General features: G+C 58.6%; 20 protein-coding genes. 10 read left to right on the forward strand and 10 right to left on the reverse strand.

Annotated elements, in window-relative coordinates:
- Positions 1 to 169 precede the first annotated feature (169 nt).
- A complete protein-coding gene (locus PSH79_RS13240) occupies positions 170 to 1756 on the reverse strand; it encodes an ABC-F family ATPase (protein ID WP_305443569.1) in 1587 nt (528 codons plus the stop codon).
- Positions 1757 to 2139: 383 nt separating this feature from the next.
- Here PSH79_RS13240 and lpxO point away from each other — a divergent pair, with 383 nt between their 5' ends.
- Entirely contained in the window at positions 2140 to 3039 is a 900-nt protein-coding gene (gene lpxO, locus PSH79_RS13245) for a lipid A hydroxylase LpxO (RefSeq protein WP_305443570.1), read from the forward strand.
- A gap of 91 nt (positions 3040 to 3130) precedes the next feature.
- Here the strand turns inward: lpxO and PSH79_RS13250 are convergent, their stop codons facing one another.
- Positions 3131 to 3997: a Ku protein gene (locus tag PSH79_RS13250; protein ID WP_305443571.1), complete on the reverse strand. Its 867-nt coding sequence runs from the start codon at positions 3995 to 3997 to the stop codon at positions 3131 to 3133.
- Positions 3998 to 4186: 189 nt separating this feature from the next.
- Between PSH79_RS13250 and PSH79_RS13255 the strand changes: the two genes are divergently transcribed.
- Positions 4187 to 4507 (forward strand): hypothetical protein, encoded by a 321-nt coding sequence (locus PSH79_RS13255; RefSeq protein ID WP_305443572.1) that lies wholly within the window; start codon positions 4187 to 4189, stop codon positions 4505 to 4507.
- Positions 4508 to 4559: 52 nt separating this feature from the next.
- Positions 4560 to 5705, forward strand: coding sequence for a PQQ-dependent sugar dehydrogenase (locus tag PSH79_RS13260; protein WP_305443573.1), 1146 nt, complete (start codon positions 4560 to 4562; stop codon positions 5703 to 5705).
- A 43-nt stretch (positions 5706 to 5748) separates the two neighbouring features.
- On the opposite strand, the gene PSH79_RS13265 is transcribed toward PSH79_RS13260, so the two are convergent.
- A complete protein-coding gene (locus PSH79_RS13265) occupies positions 5749 to 6852 on the reverse strand; it encodes a GNAT family N-acetyltransferase/peptidase C39 family protein (protein ID WP_305443575.1) in 1104 nt (367 codons plus the stop codon).
- Between the two features lie 92 nt (positions 6853 to 6944).
- On the opposite strand from PSH79_RS13265, the gene PSH79_RS13270 reads away from it, so the two are divergent.
- The 4 genes from PSH79_RS13270 (at position 6945) to nudC (ending at position 11224) form a co-directional block, all read left to right on the forward strand.
- Complete coding sequence (locus PSH79_RS13270; protein ID WP_305443577.1) at positions 6945 to 8519, forward strand: RimK family protein; 1575 nt, start codon at positions 6945 to 6947, stop codon at positions 8517 to 8519.
- A gap of 7 nt (positions 8520 to 8526) precedes the next feature.
- Positions 8527 to 9450, forward strand: a complete 924-nt coding sequence (locus PSH79_RS13275) for a magnesium transporter CorA family protein (protein WP_305443578.1) — start codon at positions 8527 to 8529, stop codon at positions 9448 to 9450.
- Positions 9451 to 9575: 125 nt separating this feature from the next.
- Positions 9576 to 10388 (forward strand): crotonase/enoyl-CoA hydratase family protein, encoded by an 813-nt coding sequence (locus tag PSH79_RS13280; protein ID WP_305443581.1) that lies wholly within the window; start codon positions 9576 to 9578, stop codon positions 10386 to 10388.
- A gap of 5 nt (positions 10389 to 10393) precedes the next feature.
- Positions 10394 to 11224, forward strand: coding sequence for an NAD(+) diphosphatase (gene nudC, locus PSH79_RS13285; protein ID WP_305443582.1), 831 nt, complete (start codon positions 10394 to 10396; stop codon positions 11222 to 11224).
- Here the strand turns inward: nudC and PSH79_RS13290 are convergent.
- From PSH79_RS13290 to PSH79_RS13300, 3 genes are all read right to left on the reverse strand, one after another.
- A complete protein-coding gene (locus PSH79_RS13290; protein WP_305443583.1) occupies positions 11192 to 11971 on the reverse strand; it encodes a TSUP family transporter in 780 nt (259 codons plus the stop codon). The two genes, nudC and PSH79_RS13290, sit on opposite strands and share 33 nt — an antisense overlap.
- Positions 11972 to 12238: 267 nt before the next feature.
- Positions 12239 to 12718 carry a nuclear transport factor 2 family protein gene (locus PSH79_RS13295; protein ID WP_305443584.1) on the reverse strand — a complete coding sequence of 160 codons (480 nt, stop codon included), beginning with the start codon at positions 12716 to 12718 and terminating at the stop codon, positions 12239 to 12241.
- A gap of 55 nt (positions 12719 to 12773) precedes the next feature.
- Entirely contained in the window at positions 12774 to 13337 is a 564-nt protein-coding gene (locus tag PSH79_RS13300) for a TetR/AcrR family transcriptional regulator (protein ID WP_305443586.1), read from the reverse strand.
- Between the two features lie 203 nt (positions 13338 to 13540).
- Between PSH79_RS13300 and pssA the strand changes: the two genes are divergently transcribed.
- Complete coding sequence (pssA, locus tag PSH79_RS13305) at positions 13541 to 14884, forward strand: CDP-diacylglycerol--serine O-phosphatidyltransferase (RefSeq protein ID WP_305443587.1); 1344 nt, start codon at positions 13541 to 13543, stop codon at positions 14882 to 14884.
- A 149-nt stretch (positions 14885 to 15033) separates the two neighbouring features.
- Here pssA and efeO (PSH79_RS13310) read toward each other — a convergent pair whose 3' ends face one another.
- From efeO (PSH79_RS13310) to efeU, 4 genes are read right to left on the reverse strand one after another with little or no spacing between them, the layout of a single operon-like run.
- Positions 15034 to 15858 (reverse strand): iron uptake system protein EfeO, encoded by an 825-nt coding sequence (efeO, locus tag PSH79_RS13310; protein WP_305443589.1) that lies wholly within the window; start codon positions 15856 to 15858, stop codon positions 15034 to 15036.
- A 27-nt stretch (positions 15859 to 15885) separates the two neighbouring features.
- Entirely contained in the window at positions 15886 to 17184 is a 1299-nt protein-coding gene (gene efeB / locus PSH79_RS13315; RefSeq protein WP_305443591.1) for an iron uptake transporter deferrochelatase/peroxidase subunit, read from the reverse strand.
- A 17-nt stretch (positions 17185 to 17201) separates the two neighbouring features.
- Complete coding sequence (gene efeO / locus PSH79_RS13320; RefSeq protein WP_305443593.1) at positions 17202 to 18401, reverse strand: iron uptake system protein EfeO; 1200 nt, start codon at positions 18399 to 18401, stop codon at positions 17202 to 17204.
- A gap of 8 nt (positions 18402 to 18409) precedes the next feature.
- Positions 18410 to 19255 carry an iron uptake transporter permease EfeU gene (gene efeU, locus PSH79_RS13325; RefSeq protein WP_305443594.1) on the reverse strand — a complete coding sequence of 282 codons (846 nt, stop codon included), beginning with the start codon at positions 19253 to 19255 and terminating at the stop codon, positions 18410 to 18412.
- 277 nt (positions 19256 to 19532) lie between these two features.
- Here efeU and PSH79_RS13330 point away from each other — a divergent pair, with 277 nt between their 5' ends.
- A complete protein-coding gene (locus PSH79_RS13330) occupies positions 19533 to 20549 on the forward strand; it encodes an AraC family transcriptional regulator (RefSeq protein ID WP_305443949.1) in 1017 nt (338 codons plus the stop codon).
- Between the two features lie 253 nt (positions 20550 to 20802).
- On the forward strand, positions 20803 to 22467 hold the full coding sequence (locus PSH79_RS13335) for an AMP-binding protein (protein WP_305443596.1): 1665 nt from the start codon (positions 20803 to 20805) through the stop codon (positions 22465 to 22467).
- Positions 22468 to 22478: the final 11 nt, after the last annotated feature.

Here is a 22478-nt window from a genome sequence, read left to right on the forward strand (position 1 = left end):
ATCAAAACATCGCAGCCTCCAGCAGCTCCTGCAGGCGATCGCTTTTTATCGAGGTAGGGGATGCCTTAGGCTGCGATCTTTTGATCTTCAACGTCTGAAATGCAAAAAGCCCCGTCACATGGACAGGGCTTTCATCTTGCAGCTCGCCGCTAAAAACTAATAGCTGCTCTTAAAACACCACACCCTGACTACGCAGGTAGTCATCATAGGTGCCGCTGAAGTCGGTGACGCCGTCCGGGCTCAGCTCGATGATGCGCGTGGCCAGGGACGATACGAACTCACGGTCGTGGCTGACGAAGATCAGCGTGCCGGGATAGTTTTCCAGCGCCAGGTTCAGCGCCTCGATCGATTCCATGTCCAAGTGGTTGGTCGGTTCGTCCATGATCAGAACGTTCGGCTTTTGCAGGATCAGCTTGCCGAAGAGCATGCGACCTTGTTCACCACCGGAGATCACCTTGACCGACTTGAGGATCTCGTCGTTGGAGAACAGCATGCGGCCCAAAGTACCGCGAATCATCTGCTCGCCCTGAGTCCACTGACCCATCCAGTCGAACAGGGTGACGTCGTCTTCGAAGTCGTGCGCGTGGTCCTGGGCGTAGTAGCCCAGTTCCGCAGCGTCGGTCCACTTGACGCTACCGGCATCCGGGGTCAGTTCGTTGACCAGGGTGCGCAGCAGAGTGGTCTTGCCGATACCGTTCGGGCCGATGATCGCCACGCGCTCGCCCGCTTCAACCTGGAAGCTGAAGTCTTTGAACAACGGCTTGCCGTCGAAACCTTTGGCCATCTTTTCGACCATCACCGCCTGGCGGTGCAGCTTCTTGTTCTGATCGAAGCGGATGAACGGGCTGACACGGCTAGAAGGCTTGACTTCGGCCAGTTGGATCTTGTCGATCGCCTTGGCGCGGGAAGTGGCCTGCTTGGCTTTCGAGGCGTTCGCCGAGAAGCGGCTGACGAACGATTGCAGTTCGGAAATCTGTGCTTTCTTCTTGGCGTTGTCCGACAGCAGTTGCTCGCGGGACTGGGTCGCCACGGTCATGTACTCGTCGTAGTTGCCCGGGAACAGACGCAGCTCGCCGTAGTCCAGGTCAGCCATGTGTGTGCACACGCTGTTCAGGAAGTGACGGTCGTGAGAGATGATGATCATCAGGCTGTTACGCTGGGTCAGGATGTTTTCCAGCCAGCGAATGGTGTTGATGTCCAGGTGGTTGGTCGGTTCGTCGAGCAACAGCACTTCCGGATCGGAGAACAGAGCCTGCGCCAGCAATACACGCAGCTTCCAGCCTGGCGATACTTCGCTCATCGGGCCGAAATGCTGCTCGATGCCGATACCCAGACCGAGCAGCAGTTCACCGGCACGGGATTCGGCGGTGTAGCCGTCCATTTCGGCAAACTCGGTTTCCAGCTCGGCAACGGCCATGCCGTCTTCTTCGCTCATTTCCGGCAGCGAGTAGATGCGATCACGCTCGGCCTTGACCTTCCACAGCTCTTCGTGACCCATGATCACGGTGTCGATCACTGTGAATTCTTCGTAGGCGAACTGATCCTGGCGCAATTTACCCAGGCGCACGTTCGGCTCGAGCATGACCTGACCGCCGGACGGGTCGAGGTCACCGCCGAGGATTTTCATGAAGGTCGACTTGCCGCAACCGTTGGCGCCGATCAGGCCGTAACGGTTGCCCGCGCCAAATTTGACCGAAACGTTTTCGAAGAGCGGCTTGGCGCCGAACTGCATCGTGATGTTAGCTGTAGAGATCAAGAGTTATTCCTGCGAAGCATTCTTAAAAAGCGAGGGTGCGGCTGGAGCGCTTGGCCCGAGTCAAAGTGCGCTGAGGCGGGGAAGTCCCGTCATCAACCAAGGGGGGCGCGTAAAGTTTGGCGGCGATTGTACTGGTCTGGCTCTTTAAACGATAGGGCGAAGACGCCACGAACGTCGATTGGCACAATCGCGGGACAGTTTTTCACAGATGAAGGTTCACTATCGGTTACAAAGTGTGGCTAAAATGCCATCCATTCACCCAGCGTCCTACAGCGGCGCGGGCTCAAGGACGTGCCATTTGTACTCAGACCACTGCATCAGACGCTGGGCCTCCTCAGGCCCCAGGCGCGCAGTTTGTTCTCTTCTGACGTGTGACGATTTTCGTGAAACTCATCATTGCTGCTATTTATGTCATTTCCATTGCATACGTTCACCTGCGTGGCCGTGTGCGCCACAAGCTGGGCCGGCAACTGAGCGACCATTCGACGTTTCTCGCGCCGATCAATTGCTTCCTGTACCTGTTCTCGAAAAAACCGAACAAGCCTTTCCTCGACCCGTCCGAATTTCCCGATCTAAGCCCGTTGCAGGCACATTGGGAGGAGATCCGCGAAGAAGGGCAAAACTTGCTGCGCGCCGGCGAGATAAAACGCTCGAACCAGTACGACGATGTCGGCTTTAACTCGTTCTTCAAAAGCGGCTGGAAGCGTTTCTACCTCAAGTGGTACGGCGAGAGCCATCCGTCGGCGATGAAACTGTGCCCGCGCACCACGGAACTGGTGCAGAGAATCGGTTCGATCAAAGCGGCCATGTTCGCCGAATTGCCGCCGGGCTCGAAGCTGGTGCGCCACCGCGACCCCTACGCCGGTTCCTACCGCTATCACCTCGGCCTGGAAACGCCGAACGATGCTGGTTGCTACATCAATGTCGACGGCGAGAACTATCACTGGCGCGACGGTGAAGCGGTGATGTTCGATGAAACCTTCATCCATTACGCGGAAAACACCACCGACAAGAACCGGATCATCCTGTTCTGTGACATCGAACGCCCCATGAAGTATCGCTGGGCCGCAGCGTTCAATAGCTGGTTCAGCCGCACGGTGATGTCGGCAGCGGGTGCGCCAAACGATGCGGGTGACCGGACCGGTGGGATCAACCGGTTGTTTACCAAAATCTACAAGATCCGTTTGCGTGGTAAAGAGCTGAAAAAGCGTAATCGTGCACGGTATTACATGGAAAAGTGGGCGATCTTCGGCGGTTTGTTGGCGGTCTTCATCCTCATCTGAATAGGGTGTGAGTGAGCTGACGCCATCGCTGGCAAGCCAGCGACGACTGTCTCAAAAGCAACCTGTCAGTTACCTGACAATCCCTCAGTTGTCATGCCCCGGACGCTTTCTTGGTTCGCTTGGCCGGCGCAGCTTTGCTGGCTGCCTTGGTCTTCGGTTTAGCCGGCGCCTTGCCACCCAGACTGCGTTTAAGCAACTCGGTCAGGTCGATCACGTCGGCAGTCTTGCGCTCTTCCTCGCCACCCACCGTTTCAACATCCTCGATCTTGCCTTCGTGGGCCTTTTTCTCCACCAGCGCCATGATCTTGTCTTCAAATTCGTCGTTGTAGTCCTCGGGCTTCCAGTCCCCGCTCATGTCCTCAACCAACCTCTTGGCCATGTCCAATTCACCTTTGGCCAGTTGTGGCTTGGTGACCTCGCTGCCAAGTTCCAGTTGATCAAGGCCGCGGACCTCTTGCGGCCAACGCAATTTGACCAGCACCAACGCCGACTCCAGTGGCATCAACGCCGCCAGATACTGGCGCGTATGCAACACCACGCGGGCGAGGGCAACTTTGTTGGTCTTGCTCAGGGTTTCACGCAACAGCGCATAGACCTTGCCGCCACGCTTGTCCGGCGCGAGGTAGTAGGGCGTGTCGATGTTCTGCAGCGGAATCTGCTCGGCGTCGACAAAGGAAAAGATGTCGATGGTCTGGGTCGATACCGGGTGCGCCGAGCGGATCTCCTCTTCGCTGAGCACGACATAACGGCCCTTTTCGTAAGCCACGCCTTTGACGATATTGTCCTTGGTGACTTCCTTGCCGGTCACCTTGTTCACGCGTTTGTAGCCCACCGGGTCCATGCTGCGGCTGTCCAGCCAGTCGAAGTCCACGCCTTGGGACGACGTCGCTGAAACCAGCGCAACGGGAATATGCACGAGTCCGAAACTGATTGCGCCTTTCCAGATTGCCCGAGCCATGGTGAGTTCTCCGAGTGATGTTCAGGTGACCCATGGCCCACGGCGAAAGTTTCCAATGATTGCGGGGGGTTCGGATGACTTGGTCAAGCCGTGTTACATGTTGTTTAAGGCTGACGGGTTAACAAATCCGAACCCACGGCGTAGCGTGCACTCGAAGGCTCTATCCCACGCACATCGAGAGGCCATCCCGTGAACCGATTTCTGATTGGCGTCGCCGTCCTGACACTCAGTGGTGGTTTGGTTCATGCGGACGTTGTGCTGGCGCAGAGTCCGGCCGGCAACAGCAATAATCCCTATAACAGCCCGATCCGCCGGGCCAACCCCAACAGCATGCAGGGCACCCAGCCCAGCGCCCCGCCAATCCGCGCGCCGAACACTGTTCCTGCACCCCGTCAGCCCACGGTCGAAAACCGAGGTATTGGCAACGGCCAGCCGATTCGTTCGGTGCCCGGTACGCCACCTACATTCATTCCCAATCCACCTTCGCGAAGCACCAACACTAATCGTTGAACGGCAGGGCCGAGTTTCTGCCAGCCTTTGAAACAGACAAAAGGAATCGTGCATGTTGCGTAAAACCCTTCTAGCCACCCTTTGCGCCGGCGCACTGATCAGCGCTCCGGTGTTCGCCGCAGCCCCCAAGGAGCTGCAAAGCGAGCAGGGCACCCTTGAAGTCACCACCATTGCCCAGGGACTCGAGAATCCATGGGCGCTGGCCTTCCTGCCGGATCGCCAAGGCATGCTGGTGACCGAACGACCGGGTAACCTGCGAATGGTTGGCGCGGACGGCAGTCTGTCGGCACCGATAAGCGGTGTGCCCAAGGTCTGGGCCAAGGGGCAGGGCGGATTGCTGGATGTCGTTTTGTCACCGGACTTCAAACAGGATCGCCTGGTTTACCTGTCATACGCCGAGGGTGGCGGAGCGGGGGATAAGGCCGGGACGGCGGTGGGTCGCGGCTATTTGTCGGATGACCTGAAAACGCTGAAGGACTTCAAAGTCATTTTCCGCCAGGAGCCTAAGCTCTCCACCGGCAACCACTTCGGTTCGCGGCTGGTGTTTGATCGCGACGGCTATCTGTTCATCACCCTGGGCGAAAACAACGACCGGCCGACTGCGCAGGATCTCGACAAGCTGCAGGGCAAAATCGTAAGGATTTATCCGGACGGCAAGGTCCCGGACGACAATCCGTTCGTGGGGCAATCCGGGGTGCGGCCGGAAATCTGGTCCTACGGCATTCGCAACCCGCAGGGTGCGGCGCTCAATCCGTGGACCGGCACAGTTTGGGAAAACGAACACGGGCCGCGTGGTGGCGATGAGGTAAACATCATCGAGCGCGGGAAAAACTACGGGTGGCCGCTGGCGACTCACGGCATCAACTATTCGCTGCAGCCAATCCCGGAAGCCAAAGGCAAAAGTGTCGAAGGTGCGGTTGATCCGCACCATGTGTGGGAAAAGTCACCGGGCGTTTCGGGAATGGCGTTCTACGATGGCGATCGGTTCAAGCCGTGGCAACACAATGCGTTTATCGGGGCTTTGGTTTCTCAAGATTTGATTCGATTGCAGTTCGAAGGCGACAAGGTTGTGCATGAGGAACGCTTGCTGGGTGACCTCAAGCAACGGATCAGGGATGTACGGCAAGGCCCCGACGGTTATCTGTATGTGCTGACGGACGAGTCCGATGGTTCGCTGTACAGGATTGGCCTGAAATAGCGCAGTGCCGGACAGGTGAGGGGAGGAGCCCCTCACCTTGCGTTCAGCGCGCATTGCGGCTGTACAAAATTACGGCAGCCCGTAACTTTCCCCGCCCAAACCGGCACATCTTCTCGAATTCCCCGTGACTGACCGGCACATGCTGGCAATCCATGGGTTGTCGATGCTGGCTGTGATCGACATCCGGGTCGTGCAGGTAAACGAAATCTTCATCACAGTCAGTCACGACCACCCAGTGCGGTGACTTGGATCGGGTCAGGCGATAGCTGCTGATCAACACCAGCGGCTGCCCACCTGCATCAAGCAAGCGCGGCAAATCGAGTGGTGTACCGATCACTCGCTCCACATCGGTGTCCTGCAACTGCGCAGTGAACTCCTCGTGAACCAGGCGCATGACGTCTTTTTTATGTTCGTCGCGCACTCCGTCAAGAAACAACGGTCCGGCCAGGCTCAGCTCCAGACGTACCCGAAAACCGCGCTTCCATGCCGCGAGCGCCAATCCTTGCGGACTGCACCCGCCATGACCCGAAGTCATGAACACGGTCGTTGCCTCGCGCCAGATTTGCAACTCCTCGCGTCGCTCCAACAAACGCTCCGCGTGCAGTGCGCCCATGGCCATTAACAGACACGCCGGGCCGCAGGTGAAGTCTGTGGTTTGCCCGTACCAGGGCACCTTGATGTTCCGCGAATCGCGGTGCTGAAGAATGCGTTTTTCCAGGCGCAGCGCATCCGCATGGTCTTCGTAGTAGTCGTGAATCAACGCGAAACGCCGGTAGCCGTTGCGTTCGTACAGAGCAATGGCAGCGGGGTTGTCAGTACGCACCTCCAGGCGCAGGTAGGCGCAATCATGTTCCAGTGCGCAGGCCTCGATCCGTTGCAGCAGTTGCTTGCCCAGACCGGTGCCACGCGCCCCGGTAGCAATTGCGATGGAGTAAAGCCGTGCCAGCGAAGTGCCGCGGTGAAACAACACCAGCGCGTAACCGAGCAGTTGACTGTCGCGCTCGGCCACCAGCAACTGAGCATTCGCCCGGGTGATCATCCATTGAAAGCTGCGACTGGTGAGCCGATCCGTGGTGAAACATTGCATTTCCAATGCCAGCAGCGCCGGCAGATCTTCAACTACCGCCAAACGAAAAACAGTACTCATATGACCACCGTAAAAGTTGCGTAACGAAACGGGACTTTCGAAAAACTTCGTGCTTAATAGAAAAGGTCTTGTTCTCCAACGGATCAATCTCTATGTCAGCGGTACAGGGTCATTGGCGCGAAGTATCGGAGCAAAGTTTGCCGGCGGCAACTTATTTAAATTCAGCGGTTAGAGCATCCAGTCAAGTGTTGATCATTGTCGAGCGCAAGGAAGATTGGGCTTCATATTTCCCCAGCGACGACATCATCACAGCGCAGCAATACCTGGAGCAAACCCGTGAAAGCGAGTCGGGAAAACGTGTGCAGGTGATCAACCTGTGCCGCAGCTACAAGTATCTGGGGCACGGATATTACTGCTCACTGCTGGCGGAGGCACGGGGGCACAAGGTGATTCCGTCGGTGCGTACAATCAGCGAACTGACCAAGAAGTCACTCTACGGCCTGGCGCTGGATGATCTCGATAAAACCCTGGAAAAAGCCCTTAGTCATCACCTTTACAGTGATACCGAAGGTTTTACCCTGACCCTTTATTTCGGCAAAACGCACATCGAGCCATTACAGGATCTGGCCCGTCAGTTGTTTGAAGTATTTCCCTGTCCGATATTGTTAGTTGAGTTCAAGCGAACCAACGGCTGGCACATCGAAGGTATAAAGTCCGGCGCCTTGCACAAGTTGCGTGATGATCAGGAAGATCAGTTTGCCAATGCACTGGACGGTTTCAGCCGTAAAGTCTGGCGCGTGCCGCGCTCGCCACAAGTGGCCCGTTATGACCTGGCGATCCTGCACGATCCGCAAGAGGCGTTGCCGCCGTCAAACAGCAAGGCCTTGGAGAACTTCGTTCGGGTCGGCAAGACCATGGGCATCGACGTCGAACTGATCGAGCGCAAGGATTACGCGCGACTGGCCGAGTACGATGGCCTGTTGATCCGCGAAACCACCAGCGTCGACAACCACACTTACCGGTTCGCGAAGAAGGCCGAAAGCGAAGGGCTGGTGGTGATGGACGATCCGACGTCGATTCTGCGGTGCACCAATAAGGTCTACCTCACCGATCTGCTCAACAGCCATCAACTGGGTATGCCCGCCACCGAGATTCTCTACAAGGAGCGACCCGAAGACTTCGAGCGGGTAGGCGAACGCCTGGGCTTTCCGTTGGTACTGAAGATTCCCGACGGCTGTTTTTCACGGGGTGTGATCAAGGTGGAAAGCCAGCAGGCGCTGCTCGAAGCCACGGCCGAACTGTTCGAACACTCGGTGCTGTTGCTGGCCCAGGAGTTTTTCTACACCGAATACGACTGGCGCATCGGTGTCCTCAACCGCAAACCGATCTTTGCCTGTCAGTATTTCATGTCCAAGGGACACTGGCAGATCTACAACCACAAGGCCAAGGGCCAGGACGTCAACGGCGAATGCCGGACACTGGCCGTCCACGAGGCACCCCGCGCGGTGGTGGAGCTGGCGGTGAAGACGGCCAACCTGATTGGCGACGGCCTTTACGGCGTCGACCTCAAACAGGCGGGGGACAAGGTCGTGGTGATCGAAGTCAACGACAACCCGAACCTCGACGCGGGCATCGAAGACGCGTATTTGCAGGACGATTTGTACTCACTGGTGCTGGAAGAGTTTGTGCGACGGTTGGAGCTCAAACGCCGCGGCCAGGCCTGGTGAAGCGCCGATGATCAGCAGTTTTGCTCTGAGCCATGGCGCTTTGCAGCGCGTCGAGCGGTTGGACGCCGAGGTGATGCTGTTCAGCAACCCTGACGCCGCCGAGCGCGACCTGTTGCACAGCCATTTCAAAGTCGATGAGCACGCACTGGCCTCGGCACTGGACCCGGATGAGGTGTCGCGGATCGAGTTTCACCCGGATCACTTGTTCCTGATCTGGAAACGCCCGGAAAACTATTCCGGCGGTGGCAGCCTGGCATTTGAAGTGTCGTCCTGCGGCCTGCTGTTCGCGCCGGGGCAACTGTTGGTGATTGCCACCGACGACACGCCGTTGCACGGCCTCGGCACCCGCCAGCCGTTAAACACGCCGCTGGATGTTTTGCTCGACTTGCTGTTCAACAACATCCATCACTACCTCGGACACTTGAAGGTGATCAAACTGGTCGCCCGCGAGTTGCAGCAGAAATTCAACGCCTCGATGCAGAACCAGCATCTGGTGCAGATGTTCAACCTCAGTGAAAGCCTGATCTATTACATCAACGCCCTGCACAGCAACGGCGCGGTACTGACGCGCCTGCGGAATCACGCCGAGAAACAGCACTTCAGCAGCGAAGCGCTGGGCCTGATTGACGACCTGATCATCGAAAACAACCAGTGCTACAAACAGGCCGAGATTTACTCCACGGTGTTCTCCGGCCTGATCGACGCGCGCGGCAACCTGATGAACAACAGCATGAATAATTTGCTGCGCAAACTGACGTTGATCAACGTGGTGTTTTTGCCGTTGAACCTGATTGCGAGCATCGGCGGCATGTCGGAGTTCAGCATGATGACAGCGGGGACACCGTGGTGGATTTCCTATCCGGTGTTTCTGGCAGTGATGTTATTGGGGGCGGGGGGAATGTTGTTTGGGCTCAGGCGGTTGGCCAGATGATATGGGGGCTAAATCCCCTGTAGAGGGAAGTGTATTTGTGTGAGTCCCGCATTTGGCCGAACCGCCACCGTGATGCCTTGTTATAGTTCGGGCCTTAATTCCAGCCCGGTAAAAGGATCACTGCCATGACTCAATACTCCGCCTTCAGCGTCGAACTGGCCGACAAGATCGCCCATGTGCAGATCAATCGCCCGGAAAAGATCAACTCGATGAATGCCGCGTTCTGGAGCGAGATCGTCGAGATTTTCCAGTGGATCGACGACACCGACGAAGTGCGGGTGGTGGTGCTCAGCGGCAACGGTAAACACTTTTCCTCCGGCATCGACCTGATGATGCTTGCCGGCGTCGCCAGTGAACTGGGCAAGGACGTCGGGCGCAATGCGCGCCTGTTGCGCAAAAAAATCCTGACCCTGCAAGCCTCGTTCAACGCCGTCGACAACTGCCGCAAACCGGTGCTCGCGGCGATTCAGGGTTACTGCCTGGGCGGCGCCATTGATCTGATTGCTGCCTGTGACATGCGCTACGCCGCCGAGGACGCGCAATTCTCGATCAAGGAAATCGATATTGGCATGGCCGCCGATGTTGGCACTTTGCAACGGTTGCCACGGATCATCGGTGACGGCATGCTGCGTGAACTGGCTTACACCGGTCGCACGTTTGGTGCCGAAGAGGCGCGCAGCATTGGCCTGGTCAATCGTGTCTACAGCGACAAGGACGCACTGCTCGAAGGCGTGCTCGACATCGCTCGCGACATCGCCTCCAAGTCGCCGATTGCTGTCACCGGTACCAAGGAAATGATCAGCTACATGCGCGACCATCGCATCGACGACGGACTCGAATACGTTGCCACCTGGAACGCCGCCATGTTGCAATCCACCGACTTGCGCGTGGCCATGGCCGCCCATATGAGCAAACAGAAACCCGAATTTCTGGATTGAGAACCATGACATCTCGCTGGACCACTGCAGTACTGGACACCGATCAACCCGGCGGCTGGGCCGTGGCGCGCAGCCCCGAAGGCTTTCTCTTCGATGACAACGGCGCGCTGTTCCCGCGTGAATGGCTCAAGCGTCAGGACTTGTCGATTCTCGCCGAGCACGGCATCGGTCATCTCGATGGCGAGCCGGTATATCTGCTGGAGTTGCGCAGTGCCAGCGAAGTGCCGGGCTGTAACTGGAAAGGCTTGCGGGCGTTTATGCTCGACGGCGATCACACGATCTACAAAGTGCTGGGTTACGCCGCGCAGATTGGTACCTGGGCCCGTGAACATCGTTTTTGCGGTAATTGCGGCCAAGCCATGACGCAGGTGCCGCGCGAGCGGGCGATGTATTGCCAACCCTGCGATCTGCGCAGTTATCCGCGCATATCGCCGAGCATGATCGTGCTGATCACCCGGGGCGACGAGATTCTGTTGGCTCGCTCACCGCGCTTCGTTACCGGGGTTTACAGCACGCTGGCCGGGTTCGCCGAGCCGGGCGAGTCGGCCGAGGATTGCCTGATTCGCGAAGTGCGCGAGGAAGTGCAGATCGAGGTGAAGAACATTGAGTATCTGGGCAGCCAGTGCTGGCCGTTCCCGCATTCGATGATGCTCGGTTTCCATGCCGAATACGCCGGTGGCGAGATTGTCTGTCAGGAAGACGAGATCGAAGACGCCCAGTGGTTCAACGTGCACGATCTGCCGCCGTTGCCGGCGTCAAAATCGATTGCACGTTACTTGATCGACGTCTACGTGGCGCGGCGTTTAGGCCATGCTGAACCAGTGCTGCCAGGCTAGGCGCACGGTCAGACCCAGCACCACGGTGATGAACACCGGGCGAATGAACTTGGCGCCACCGCTGATAGCGGTGCGCGCCCCAAAGAACGCGCCGACCATCACCGACAGGCCCATGCTCAGGCCGATGATCCAGTCGACCTGCCCGGAAAACACGAACACCGACAGTGCGGCAATATTACTGACGAAGTTCATGCTGCGCGCCACGCCGCTGGCCTTGACCAGGTCGATCGGGTAAAGCAGCAGACTGCTCACCGTCCAGAACGCGCCAGTACCGGGACCGGCCACACCGTCGTAGAAACCGAGGCTGAAGCCTTGGGTCGATTGCCATTTCTTTTTGATCGGTGCGTCGCTGTCCAGCGGCGCTTTTGGCGTGCCGCCGAACAACAGGTACAGGCCGCAGGCGAAGACGATCACCGGGAGCATCTTGTTCAGCCATTCCGCCGGCAGGTAGTGGGCGACGATGGCGCCGCTGAGGGCGCCCACCAGGGTGCCGACAATCGCATGCACCCACTGCCGAGGATGGAACAGTTTGCGTCGGTAGAAGGTGAAACTCGCGGTGGCCGAGCCGAAGGTCGAACTGAGTTTGTTGGTACCCAGTACCAGGTGCGGCGGCAGGCCTGCCGTCAGCAGCGCTGGGGTGGTCAACAGACCGCCACCGCCGGCAATGGCGTCGATGAAACCGGCAACGAAAGCTACAAGGGCCAGAATGGCCAGGGTGGTGAGGTCAACGCTGAGTTCGAAAGGCATGGAATAGGCTTATTCGGCAGGGCGCAGGTCGGGGCTGCGGGAAGGGCGAACATGTTACTCATTTCCGGGTGTTGCGGCGACCCGTCTGGCTTCATCGCGAGCGGGCGAAGGCCTGCAGTGGATCGAGTTGAACGCAGGACTTATATCCATTGACAATCATTGTAGGCGGGAGACTGCTCGCGATGGCGTCTGAACATTCAACCTATGTGTTGACTGACACACCGCTATCGCGAGCAGCCGAAGGCCTGCAATTGGATCTGTGTTGGTTTACAGGCCGAGGTCAGACAGCCCCGGATGATCATCCGGGCGGCGGCCCAGCGGCCAGTGGAACTTGCGTTCGCTTTCCTTGATCGGCATGTCGTTGATGCATGCATAGCGCTGGAACATCAGGCCGTTCTCGTCGAACTCCCAGTTTTCGTTGCCGTAGGAACGGAACCAGTTGCCCGAATCGTCGTGCCATTCATAGGCATAGCGCACGGCGATGCGCGTATCCGAGTAAGCCCACAGTTCTTTGATCAAACGGTAATCCAGCTCCTTGGCCCATTTGCGGGTCAGGAAGGCTTTGGCTTCTTCTCGGTTGTTGGCAAACTCGGCGCGGTTGCGCCACCGGGTGTCGAGGGTGTAGGCCAGCGATACCCGTTCCGGATCGCGGGAGTTCCAGCCGTCCTCGGCCAGACGAACTTTCTCGATCGCCGATTCACGGTTGAAGGGTGGCAATGGCGGACGTACCTGGGCTGCAGTAGACATGTTCAGTCTCCCGATAAATTCAACGTTTAAACAACTTGTCAGGCTTATTAAGGCGTTACAGGTCCAATAACTTACGCGCCATGCATTGCGCATTATCAGCGGCACTGTGATCACCCATCACAAGCGCTACGGTAATGGCGCCGTCAATCAGGATCAGCAACTGTTTGGCCAGCAGTTGCGGGTCCTCGGCGCCATGTTCGGTACACAGCTCGCACACATAGTCGAGCAGCTTCTGTTTGTGGTCTTTGGCGACCTGGCGCACCGGGTCCTGTGGATCGCCGGTTTCGCCGCTGGTGTTGATGAAGGCGCAGCCACGGAAACCTTCCGAAGCAAACCAGCCCTTGAGCACGGTAAACAGATTGAGCAAGCGATCGGCCGGGGTTTCGGCCTGATCGACGGCGCTTCGGTACCAGTGCATCCAGCGCACGTCGCGACGCTGCAGGGCGGCAACGGTCAGTTCTTCTTTGTTGGCGAAATAACGATAGATGCTTTTTCTGGAGACGCCGGCGGTTTTCACCAGAAGATCCATGCCGGTGGCCGCGATGCCACTTTTATAGATCAGCTTTTCGGTGACATCCAGAATGATGTCGCGTGTCGAGGTGTCAGTGATTTCGTTCATGTGGCGAACAGTAGAACGATCGTTCTCCTTTGGCAATGATTTTTTCAAATTAAAAGATCGCAGCCTTCGGCGGCTCCTGCATTGGCCCGTGTAGTCGCTGCCGAAGGCTGCGATCTTTTGATCTCTTTATGGGCACTAACAAGACCCGAAGGATGCGATGGTGTAAGCTCTCGGGTTCTTCGGATTCGATCATTGCGAGCCCTATGCCGTTGCTTTTCAAACGTTCTCTGCTGCCCAAACTGCGCAGCTTTCCGCTGACCGCCGAGGCCGTGACCATTCTGTCCGGTGCCGCCGAGTTCCGTCGTTGCCTGCTGGAGAAAATCGCCACGGCGACCCAGCGCATCTACATCGTCGCGCTTTATTTGCAGCAAGACGAAGCCGGTCAGGAAATCCTCGATGCCTTGCACGCCGCCAAACTCAAGCGTCCCGAGCTTGAAATCGCCGTGGTGGTTGACTGGCTGCGCGCCCAGCGCGGTCTGATCGGCGCCGGTAAGCAGCCAGGCAATTCGGCTTGGTATCAGGAAATGACCCGCACTCACGAAAGCGAAGTGCCGGTGTACGGCGTGCCGGTGCAGACCCGCGAATTGTTTGGCGTACTGCATTTGAAGGGCTTCGTAATCGACGACTGCGTGGTCTACAGCGGCGCGAGCCTGAATAACGTCTACCTGCACAAGTTCGACAAATACCGCTTCGACCGCTATCACGTTCTGCGCAGCCATGAGCTGGCGGACTCCATGCATCACCTGGTCAAGCACGGTCTGATCGAATCGAAAGCCGTGCATCGTCTTGACCTTCCCAATCTGCCGACCACGCGCAGCCTGCGCAACGATATCGGCGATCTGCGCAGCCGCCTCAAGTACGCGACCTACGACACCAGCGCCGGCAGCACGAGCCGAGAAGGCCTGTCCGTCAGCCCATTGCTGGGCGTGGGCAAGAAAAACCCGTTGAACCGGGCAATTCTTGAGTTGATCGCCAGTGCGCAAAAGCAGCTGACCATTTGCACGCCGTACTTCAACCTGCCGCTGGGAGTGATCCGCGAAATCAATCGCGCGCTGGCCCGTGGGGTGAAGATCGACATCGTGGTCGGCGACAAGACTGCCAACGATTTCTATATCCCGCCGAGCGAGCCGTTCAAGGTCATCGCCGCGCTGCCGTATTTGTACGAGATCAGCCTGCGTCGCTTCGCCAAGCGCCATCAGCGCAACATCGACAGCGGGCAATTGAACCTGCACTTGTGGCGTGACGGCGACAACACCTATCACCTCAAGGGCATGTGGATCGATCAGCGCTATACCTTGCTGACCGGCAACAACCTCAATCCTCGGGCGTTCAGGCTGGATCTGGAAAACGCGCTGTTGATTGACGATCCAAAGGGCGAGTGGCTGGAGCCGCGTGCGCAGGAGCTCGAAAATATCTTCCGCCATACCACGCGAATCGAGAGCTTTAACAACCTGGAGACGCTGCCGGAATACCCGAGCGGGGTGGCGAAGTTTCTCAAGCGGGTGAGTCGGGTGCGGATTGAGCGGTTGCTTTACCGGATTCTATAACGCTTCAAGTTTTGTAGTGCCGCTGCAAGCGCTTTCGCGAGCAGGCTCGCTCCCACAGGGGATGTGTAGACCACAAATAATGTGATCGACACAAAACCAATGTGGGAGCGAGCCTGCTCGCGAAGAGGCCATCCCAGACGCTACAAAAATCAGTTCAGCCCCAATTTCCCACGCAACGTGGACAGGTCTTCCGCCAACGTATTCACCGGGCCAACCAGCGCCTTTCGGTCGTTGTCCTTGACCTTGTCGTACGTTTCAAAGCCACCGTCCTTGGTCTTGTACTTGGCCAGAACCTTGTCCACGGTGGCAAAGTTCTTGTCGACTTTGGCGACGAACGCCTTGTCCTGCTGCTCGATCTGCGGGCGGAACAGGTCGACAATTTTTTTCGCGCCGTCGATGTTGCCCTGGAAGTCGTAGAGGTCGGTGTGGCTGTAGCGATCTTCTTCGCCGGAGATCTTGGTCGCGGCGACTTCTTCCAGCAGCGCAGCAGCGCCGCCCACCACTTTCTCCGGCGGGAAGGTCAGGCCGGCGACGCGGGTTTGCAGGTCTTTGACGTCTTTGTTCAAGCCATCCGCCAGTGCGTCCAGGCCTTGGGTGCTTTTTTCCGAGAACAGCGAGTATTCGATGCGGTGAAACCCGGTGAAGTCTTCAGCTTTCACGCCTTTTTCGTGGTCGTCGACGCGGGAGTCGATGGACGCATCGAGGTCACTGAACAGCTCGGCAATCGGCTCGATTGACTCGTAGTAAACGCGGGTCGGCGCATAGAGTTTTTGCGCTGTGGCCAAGTCGCCTTTCTTCACAGCGTCGGTGAACTGCTGGGTGTGGCTGGCCAGTTCATCGAGCTGTTCGGTGGCGTAAATCTTGTAGTCCGAAACCGGCCCGACCAGATCCAGCGGTGCGGTGGCGGCGAAGGCTGACAGCGGGGTGTTGAGCAAACCAAGGGTCAGCAATAACGCGAGTGGCGTCTTTTTCATGGGGGTGGCTCCAGAGTCAGGATTGTTTTATGCCGCTGTTTTCGGTTGTGTGGCGTTGAGCAGCGAGCGACCGATGAAATCCTTGTCGCCGGTGACACCCGGAAGGGTGAAGAAGTAACCACCGCCGACGGGTTTGAGGTATTCCTCAAGCGGTTCGCCGTTGAGGCGGTTCTGCACGGTGATAAAGCCTTTCTCCAAATCGGCCTGGTAGCAGATGAAGAGCAGACCCATGTCGAGTTGGCCGTTCTTGTTCACACCGTTGGAATAGTTGAACGGCCGGCGCAGGATCAGGTTGGCCTGGCTCGCGGCAGTGCGCGGATTGGCCAGGCGGATGTGTGCATCGAGTTTGGTCAGTTTGCCGGCCGGATCCTTGCTGTAATCCGGGACTTCGCTCTCGTGAGACCCACCCATCGGCGCGCCGGTACTCTTGACCCGGCCGAGAATGCTTTCCTGTTCCTGCAAAGGCGTACGGTCCCAGCGCTCAACGAAGTTGCGGATGATCCGCACCGCTTGATAGCTGCCGTGGGCCGCCCACGCCGGTTCGTCGTTGCCCGGTTGCACCCAAACGATGTTATCCATGGCTTTGGCATCGTTGGAGTCGGGGTTGGCCGAGCCGTCACGGAAACCGAGGAAGTTGCGCGCCGATTGCGCCGGCACCCCGGGTTTGGACGGGGCCTGCGGCGGTACGCTGCCTTCCTGTTTCCAGCGCACCAGCAGCAGGTCCGGGAGGTTTTTCACGATGTCGCGCAGGGCATGAATATTGGTGTCGGCGGTGTTGGAGCAGAACTGCAAGCTCAGGTCGCCGTGGCAGCAATCAGCTTCCAGTGCATCGTTGGGGAAGCCGACCATGCGCTGCAGGCGTTTGGGTTTGGCGTCGGTCAGACCAAAGCGCTCATCAAACAACGACTCGCCCACCGACACGGTGATGGTCAGGTTGTCCGGAGTCACCACCGGGCCGAGGATGCCGGAGTCTGGCGGCGGCAGCTTCGGATCGATCTGCGCGACCGGGCCGCCCTTCATCAGGAACGCGATGCGCTCGTTGAGGGTGCGGAACAGTCGCTCCAGGTCTTCGCGATCACTGGCCAGTACGTCGAACGACACCAGCATGCCCGACGCCGGGCGCGGGGTGACGATGCCGGTTTGATGCATGCCGTGGAAGTCGTGGCGGTCTTCAGTCTTGTCGCTGCTCGGGGCTTCGGTGACTTGTGCCGGCGCGGCGGCCATGGCCGGGCAGCTCAGGGCCGATCCGGCCAGTGCGACACCGGCTGCGCCCATGCCCATCAGGACGCGGCGACGTTGCAGGTTGAGTTGTTCTGAATCTTTCATCGGTGCTCGTCTTCTGCTTACAGGCCGGAGAGGCCGAGGGCTGGGTCGATTCCATCAAGCGCGTTTGCCAGGGCCTGGGCCTTGTCGGCGATCTGCTTGCGTTGTTCGCCGCTGACGCTGTCGTAGCTGGCGTAGCCGTCCTTGACCTTGAAGCTGTTCAGTTGGGTGTCGAAGTCCGCCAGGGCCTGATCTATTTTCGGCAACAGCTCGGCGGCGGACTTGCTCAGCATCGGCCGCAGCAGGTCGACGACTTTGTGCGCGGTTTGCAGGTTGGCAGCGAAACCGTTGAGATCACTGTGGCTGTAGCGTTCTTCTTCACCGCTGGCGGCGCGCACGTCGGCGAGGGTGTTGAGGTTGCGCACGACGATGTTGACCAGTTGCTCCGGAGGCAGCGACTGGGCGAGCAGTTGCTGTTTGAGCGTGGTGACGTCTGTCAGCAAGCGCTGAGAAGCGGGCGCGAGACCGTCAAGTTTGCGTTGCTGGAACAGGGCGTATTCGATCCGGTGGAAGCCGACAAAGGCTGGATCCTGCTCGCGTTTCTCGAAGTAATCGGCGCGGGCGTTGACGCTGTTGTCCAGTTCAGCCAGACGTTGCGCGGCAGGGGCCAGGCGTTGATAGGCCTCACGGGCAGGTAAGTACAGCGCCTGCGCCTCACTCAGGTCGCCGCTGGCGATCGCCTGGTCCAGTGCGGTGACCGCTTTGATCAAAGCGCTGCCCTGGCTGGCCAGATACACACGGAATTCCGACAACGGCCCGACGAAGGCGACCATCGACGGTTTGGCCTTGGCCGCAGCGTCGGAGGCCGCCGTCGGCGTCACGTGCAAAGTGCCGCGCGGATTGCTCAGCAGGCCGCACGTGATCGCGTAGTCGCCGGGTTGCAGGTTGGCGTTGATCACCTGGCTCAGGCCCGGCGCAATGTTCTCGCGTTCTTCGACCACCAGCACGCCATCGAGGATTTCCCATTCCACCGCCCGCTCAGAGCGGTTGACGATGCGGAAACTGGCGCGGCCTGCTGGCACGGTCAGCGCATTCGGTTCGCAACTGCCCGGGTGAATGTTGACCACCACTTCGTCGTGGTTGTGCTGACGTTTGGCCGCCGCCAGTTGCGAGGCATAGTAGAACAGGCCGCCGGCGGCGATCATCACGACCACAGAACCGGCCACTGCCCAGCGCAGGGCGCGAGGAGGCGTGGCCTGAGGGTTATTAGGCTTTGACATGGGGGCCCTTATTGGCTGGAAACGGAATTCGATTGCGCGGCGTTTTTGGCGGGCGCCGCCGGGAGGAAGAACATCACCAGCGCCACTACCAGATAAATCAGATAAGCACCGAGGGTGCTGACGGTTGGCGCATCCTGGTAACCGAACATGCCGGCCAGCACCGAGCCCAACGGGCCGTCCATCGGCAGCGTCGCACTGAGGTCGAAGAGCACGGTTTGCAGGTGATTCCACAGCCCGGCTTCATGCAGGGCCTGAACCGAATTGGCGAGAATCCCCGCGGCCACCACGAGAATGAACAACCCGGTCCATTTGAAAAATGCCGAAAGGTTCAGACGCATGCTGCCGGTGTAGATCAGAAAACCGACGACAATCGCCAGAAGCAGGCCGAGCAGGGCACCGATCGGCGCACCCGGGCCTTCGCTCTGCTGAAACACCGCGAGCAGGAAAAACACCGTTTCCAGGCCTTCACGCGCCACGGCGAAGAACACCATAGCGATCAACGCGATGACCTGATGTTTGGAAGAAGTCAGCGCTTCATCCAGCGAGGCGTGCAGAGAGTGCTTGATCGACCGTGCGACCTTGCGCATCCAGAACACCATCGAGCTGAGAATCCCCACGGCCACCAGCCCGACGATGCCTTCAAACAACTCCTGCTGCTTTTGCGGGAATTCAGCGCTGACCAATTCCAGGCCACCGCCGACCAGCAAGGCGAGTGCGGCGGCGAGAAATACCCCGATCCACACAGCGGGCATCCATTGGCCACGGCCGGTCTGTTGCAGGTAGCTGGCGATGATGCCAACGATCAGCGCGGCTTCAATGCCTTCGCGCAGCATGATCAGGAAGGGGGCGAGCATTCGGCATCCAATAAGTCATTCGTAGAGGGTTACAAGTTGTAACATAATGAAAGTCATTCTCACATGACAATCATTGACATAAACCTGAACGCAAGCTGAACAAACCCGAGTTTTTGCCCAGCACACTTCCCCCTGTAGGAGCTGCCGAAGGCTGCGATCTTTTGACTTTGGTTTTGAATAACAACAGCAAAAGATCGCAGCCTTCGGCAGCTCCTACAGGGATCTTTGGTGGGTTAAGATGCCCGTCAGTCAAAAACAACAAGGCTCATCGCTGTCCATGTCGGAAAAAGACACCATCGCCGTTCAACTGGTGCGTGAAGCGCTGCTGCAAAGTTGTGCCCCGGGCGTGGCAACGGAAGAGGTCTTGGGCAAGGTCGGCATTGCGCCGTCTCTGCTGCACGCCGGAGATGGCCGAGTGCCGGCCTCGCAGTACGCCAAACTCTGGCGCTTGCTGGCCCGACGCGGTGATGACGAGTTCTTCGGTATGGACCCGCGCCAGCTCAAGTCCGGCAGCCTGGAATTCCTCTGCCGTAGTGCGATGGCGCAACCGACATTGGCAATGGGGTTGAGCACCGGCCTGAGTTTCCTTTCATTGATGCTAGAACGCCTGCCGGCGCAACTGGTGCACCAGCAAAGTCTGGCGGAAATCGTTCTGCTCGAAGACGATCCCGAACCACGCCGCGCCTTCACCTACTTCACCTACTGGATGATTGTCCACGGTGTGGCTTGCTGGCTGGCGGGGCGGCGGATTCCGATTCTGGCCATCGAGTTGCGTTGTCCGGAACCGGACTTCACCGATGATTACCGGGTGATGTTCTCGGAAAACCTGCGGTTCGACCGACCGCGCACACGGATGATTTTCTCCGCCGACTGCCTCGATCTGCCGATCAAACGTACGGCCGAGGAGCTAAAACGCTTTCTGGCCCATGCGCCAGCCAACATTCTGGTGAAGTACCGTGATCCGGAAAGCCTCGCCAGTCGGATCAAGCAGGATTTACGTCAGTTACCAGCGGAGCAGTGGCCGGAAACGGAGGCTTTGGCGCAGCAACTGTGCATGTCCGCCTCGACCTTGCGCCGACGTTTGGCAGAGGAAGGGCAGACGTATCAGGGACTCAAGGACAGTGTGCGCAAGGAGTTGGCGATTGTCTGGCTGGCGGAACCTTCGATCAGTTTTGTTGAAATTGCAGCACGGTTGGGATTTGCCGATGCGAGTTCGTTCTACAAGGCGTTTCGCAAGTGGTCTGGGTCCAATCCCGGCCACTATCGCGCGCTGATCCTGAATGACCCCACCTGAAATGCATTCCTCCTGTAGGAGCTGTCGAAGGCTGCGATCTTTTGATCTTGACCTTTAAAAACAGGATCAAAAGATCGCAGCCTCGTTTCACTCGACAACTCCTACAGAAGGTGTGAGTCATTTTCGTAAGCTTGGCCAAACCAGTCAGCCACTTTGATGGCTTTGACCATTGCCCCAAGCCCCGCACAGCGCGACTATCCCTCTGTTGTTTACGGTTCCCCAACCTAATAAAAAACACAGAGGGATTCTGGCAATGCGCGATTACTTGTCTGCCACTGAACAGTTCAACTATCAGCACACCGTGGATACCGCACTCAGCGGTACGCTTGAGGCGCTCAACGCCTGCGTCGAATGCTGCGACCGCCATGCATTGCCGGGGCGCATCGCGCTGTTCTGGGAAGGCCGCGACGGCGCTAGTGCGACGTACACCTTCAGCGACTTGCAGGACAAAGCCGCGCGTTTCGCCAATTTCCTCCTCGCTCAAGGCGTGCAGAAGGGTGACAAGGTCGCCGGCCTGCTGCCGCGCAACATCGAATTGCTCATCACCGTGTTCGCCACCTGGCGTATCGGCGCGGTCTATCAGCCGCTGTTCACCGCATTCGGCCCCAAGGCGCTCGAACATCGCCTGAACAGCTCCGGCGCCAAAGTGGTGGTGACCGACGCCGTCAACCGTCCGAAACTCGCTGAAGTCGCCGATTGCCCGACACTGGTTACCGTTGGCGGCGCCAAGGGCCAGGGCATTGCCCGTGGCGACTTCAGTTTCTGGGCTGAACTGGCCAACTATCCCAACGTCTGTGAACCGGTGCTGCTGACCGGCGAAGCCCCGTTCCTGCTGATGTTCACCTCGGGCACCACCGGCCCGTCGAAAGCGCTGTCGGTGCCGCTCAAAGCCATCGTCGCGTTCCAGAGCTACACCCGCGATGCCGTTGATCTGCGCCCCGAAGACGCGTTCTGGAACGTCGCCGATCCAGGCTGGGCCTACGGCATCTATTTCGGCGTGACGGGCCCGATGTCGATGGGCCACCCGATCACCTTCTACGATGGCCCGTTCACCCTCGAAAGCACCTGCCGGGTGATAAACAAATATGGCATCACCAACCTCACCGGTTCGCCCACGGCGTATCGCCTGCTGATTGCCGGCGGTGACGAGTTCGCCAAGTCGATCAAGGGCAAGCTGCGCATCGTCAGCAGCGCCGGCGAGCCGCTGAATCCGGAAGTGATCCGCTGGTTCGCCGACAATCTCGACGTGGTCATTCACGACCATTACGGCCAGACCGAACTGGGCATGGTCCTGTGCAACCACCACGGCATCAACCACCCGGTCCATGTCGGCGCCGCCGGTTTCGCTTCGCCGGGCCATCGCATCGTCGTGCTCGACGAGCAGTACAACGAACTCGGCGTCGGCCAGCCCGGCATCCTCGCCATCGACCGGCCGAAGTCGCCGATGTGCTGGTTCGGCGGTTACGAAGGCGCGCCGACCAAAGCCTTCGTCGGCGATTACTACCTGAGCGGCGACACCGTCGAGTGGAACCCGGACGGCAGCATCAGTTTCGTCGGCCGCAGCGACGATGTGATCACCACGTCCGGCTACCGCGTCGGCCCGTTCGACGTCGAAAGCGCGCTGATTGAACACCCGGCCGTGGTCGAAGCGGCAGTGGTCGGCAAACCGGACCCGGAGCGCACCGAACTGGTCAAAGCCTTTGTCGTGCTCAGCGCGCAATACCGCGCTGAACCTGCGCTGGCCGAAGAACTGCGCCAGCACGTGCGCAAGCGCCTCGCCGCGCATTCATACCCGCGTGAAATCGAATTTGTCAGCGAGTTGCCCAAAACCCCCAGTGGCAAATTGCAGCGCTTTATCTTGCGCAACCAGGAAATCGTCAAGGCTCAAGAGGCCGCGGCGCACAACGTTTCAGCTTGAATCCAAGGAAA

Source organism: Pseudomonas sp. FP2196, assembly GCF_030687715.1.
Lineage (GTDB): Bacteria > Pseudomonadota > Gammaproteobacteria > Pseudomonadales > Pseudomonadaceae > Aquipseudomonas.

Coding starts and splice junctions, on each gene's coding strand:
- PSH79_RS13250 (WP_305443571.1), bottom strand. CDS start 3,997: ATGGCTCGGGCAATCTGGAAAGGCGCAATCAGTTTCGGACTCGTGCAT.
- PSH79_RS13260 (WP_305443573.1), top strand. CDS start 4,560: ATGTTGCGTAAAACCCTTCTAGCCACCCTTTGCGCCGGCGCACTGATC.
- PSH79_RS13265 (WP_305443575.1), bottom strand. CDS start 6,852: ATGAGTACTGTTTTTCGTTTGGCGGTAGTTGAAGATCTGCCGGCGCTG.
- PSH79_RS13270 (WP_305443577.1), top strand. CDS start 6,945: ATGTCAGCGGTACAGGGTCATTGGCGCGAAGTATCGGAGCAAAGTTTG.
- PSH79_RS13275 (WP_305443578.1), top strand. CDS start 8,527: ATGATCAGCAGTTTTGCTCTGAGCCATGGCGCTTTGCAGCGCGTCGAG.
- PSH79_RS13280 (WP_305443581.1), top strand. CDS start 9,576: ATGACTCAATACTCCGCCTTCAGCGTCGAACTGGCCGACAAGATCGCC.
- nudC (WP_305443582.1), top strand. CDS start 10,394: ATGACATCTCGCTGGACCACTGCAGTACTGGACACCGATCAACCCGGC.
- PSH79_RS13290 (WP_305443583.1), bottom strand. CDS start 11,971: ATGCCTTTCGAACTCAGCGTTGACCTCACCACCCTGGCCATTCTGGCC.
- PSH79_RS13295 (WP_305443584.1), bottom strand. CDS start 12,718: ATGTCTACTGCAGCCCAGGTACGTCCGCCATTGCCACCCTTCAACCGT.
- PSH79_RS13300 (WP_305443586.1), bottom strand. CDS start 13,337: ATGAACGAAATCACTGACACCTCGACACGCGACATCATTCTGGATGTC.
- pssA (WP_305443587.1), top strand. CDS start 13,541: ATGCCGTTGCTTTTCAAACGTTCTCTGCTGCCCAAACTGCGCAGCTTT.
- efeO (WP_305443589.1), bottom strand. CDS start 15,858: ATGAAAAAGACGCCACTCGCGTTATTGCTGACCCTTGGTTTGCTCAAC.
- efeB (WP_305443591.1), bottom strand. CDS start 17,184: ATGAAAGATTCAGAACAACTCAACCTGCAACGTCGCCGCGTCCTGATG.
- efeO (WP_305443593.1), bottom strand. CDS start 18,401: ATGTCAAAGCCTAATAACCCTCAGGCCACGCCTCCTCGCGCCCTGCGC.
- efeU (WP_305443594.1), bottom strand. CDS start 19,255: ATGCTCGCCCCCTTCCTGATCATGCTGCGCGAAGGCATTGAAGCCGCG.
- PSH79_RS13330 (WP_305443949.1), top strand. CDS start 19,533: ATGTCGGAAAAAGACACCATCGCCGTTCAACTGGTGCGTGAAGCGCTG.
- PSH79_RS13335 (WP_305443596.1), top strand. CDS start 20,803: ATGCGCGATTACTTGTCTGCCACTGAACAGTTCAACTATCAGCACACC.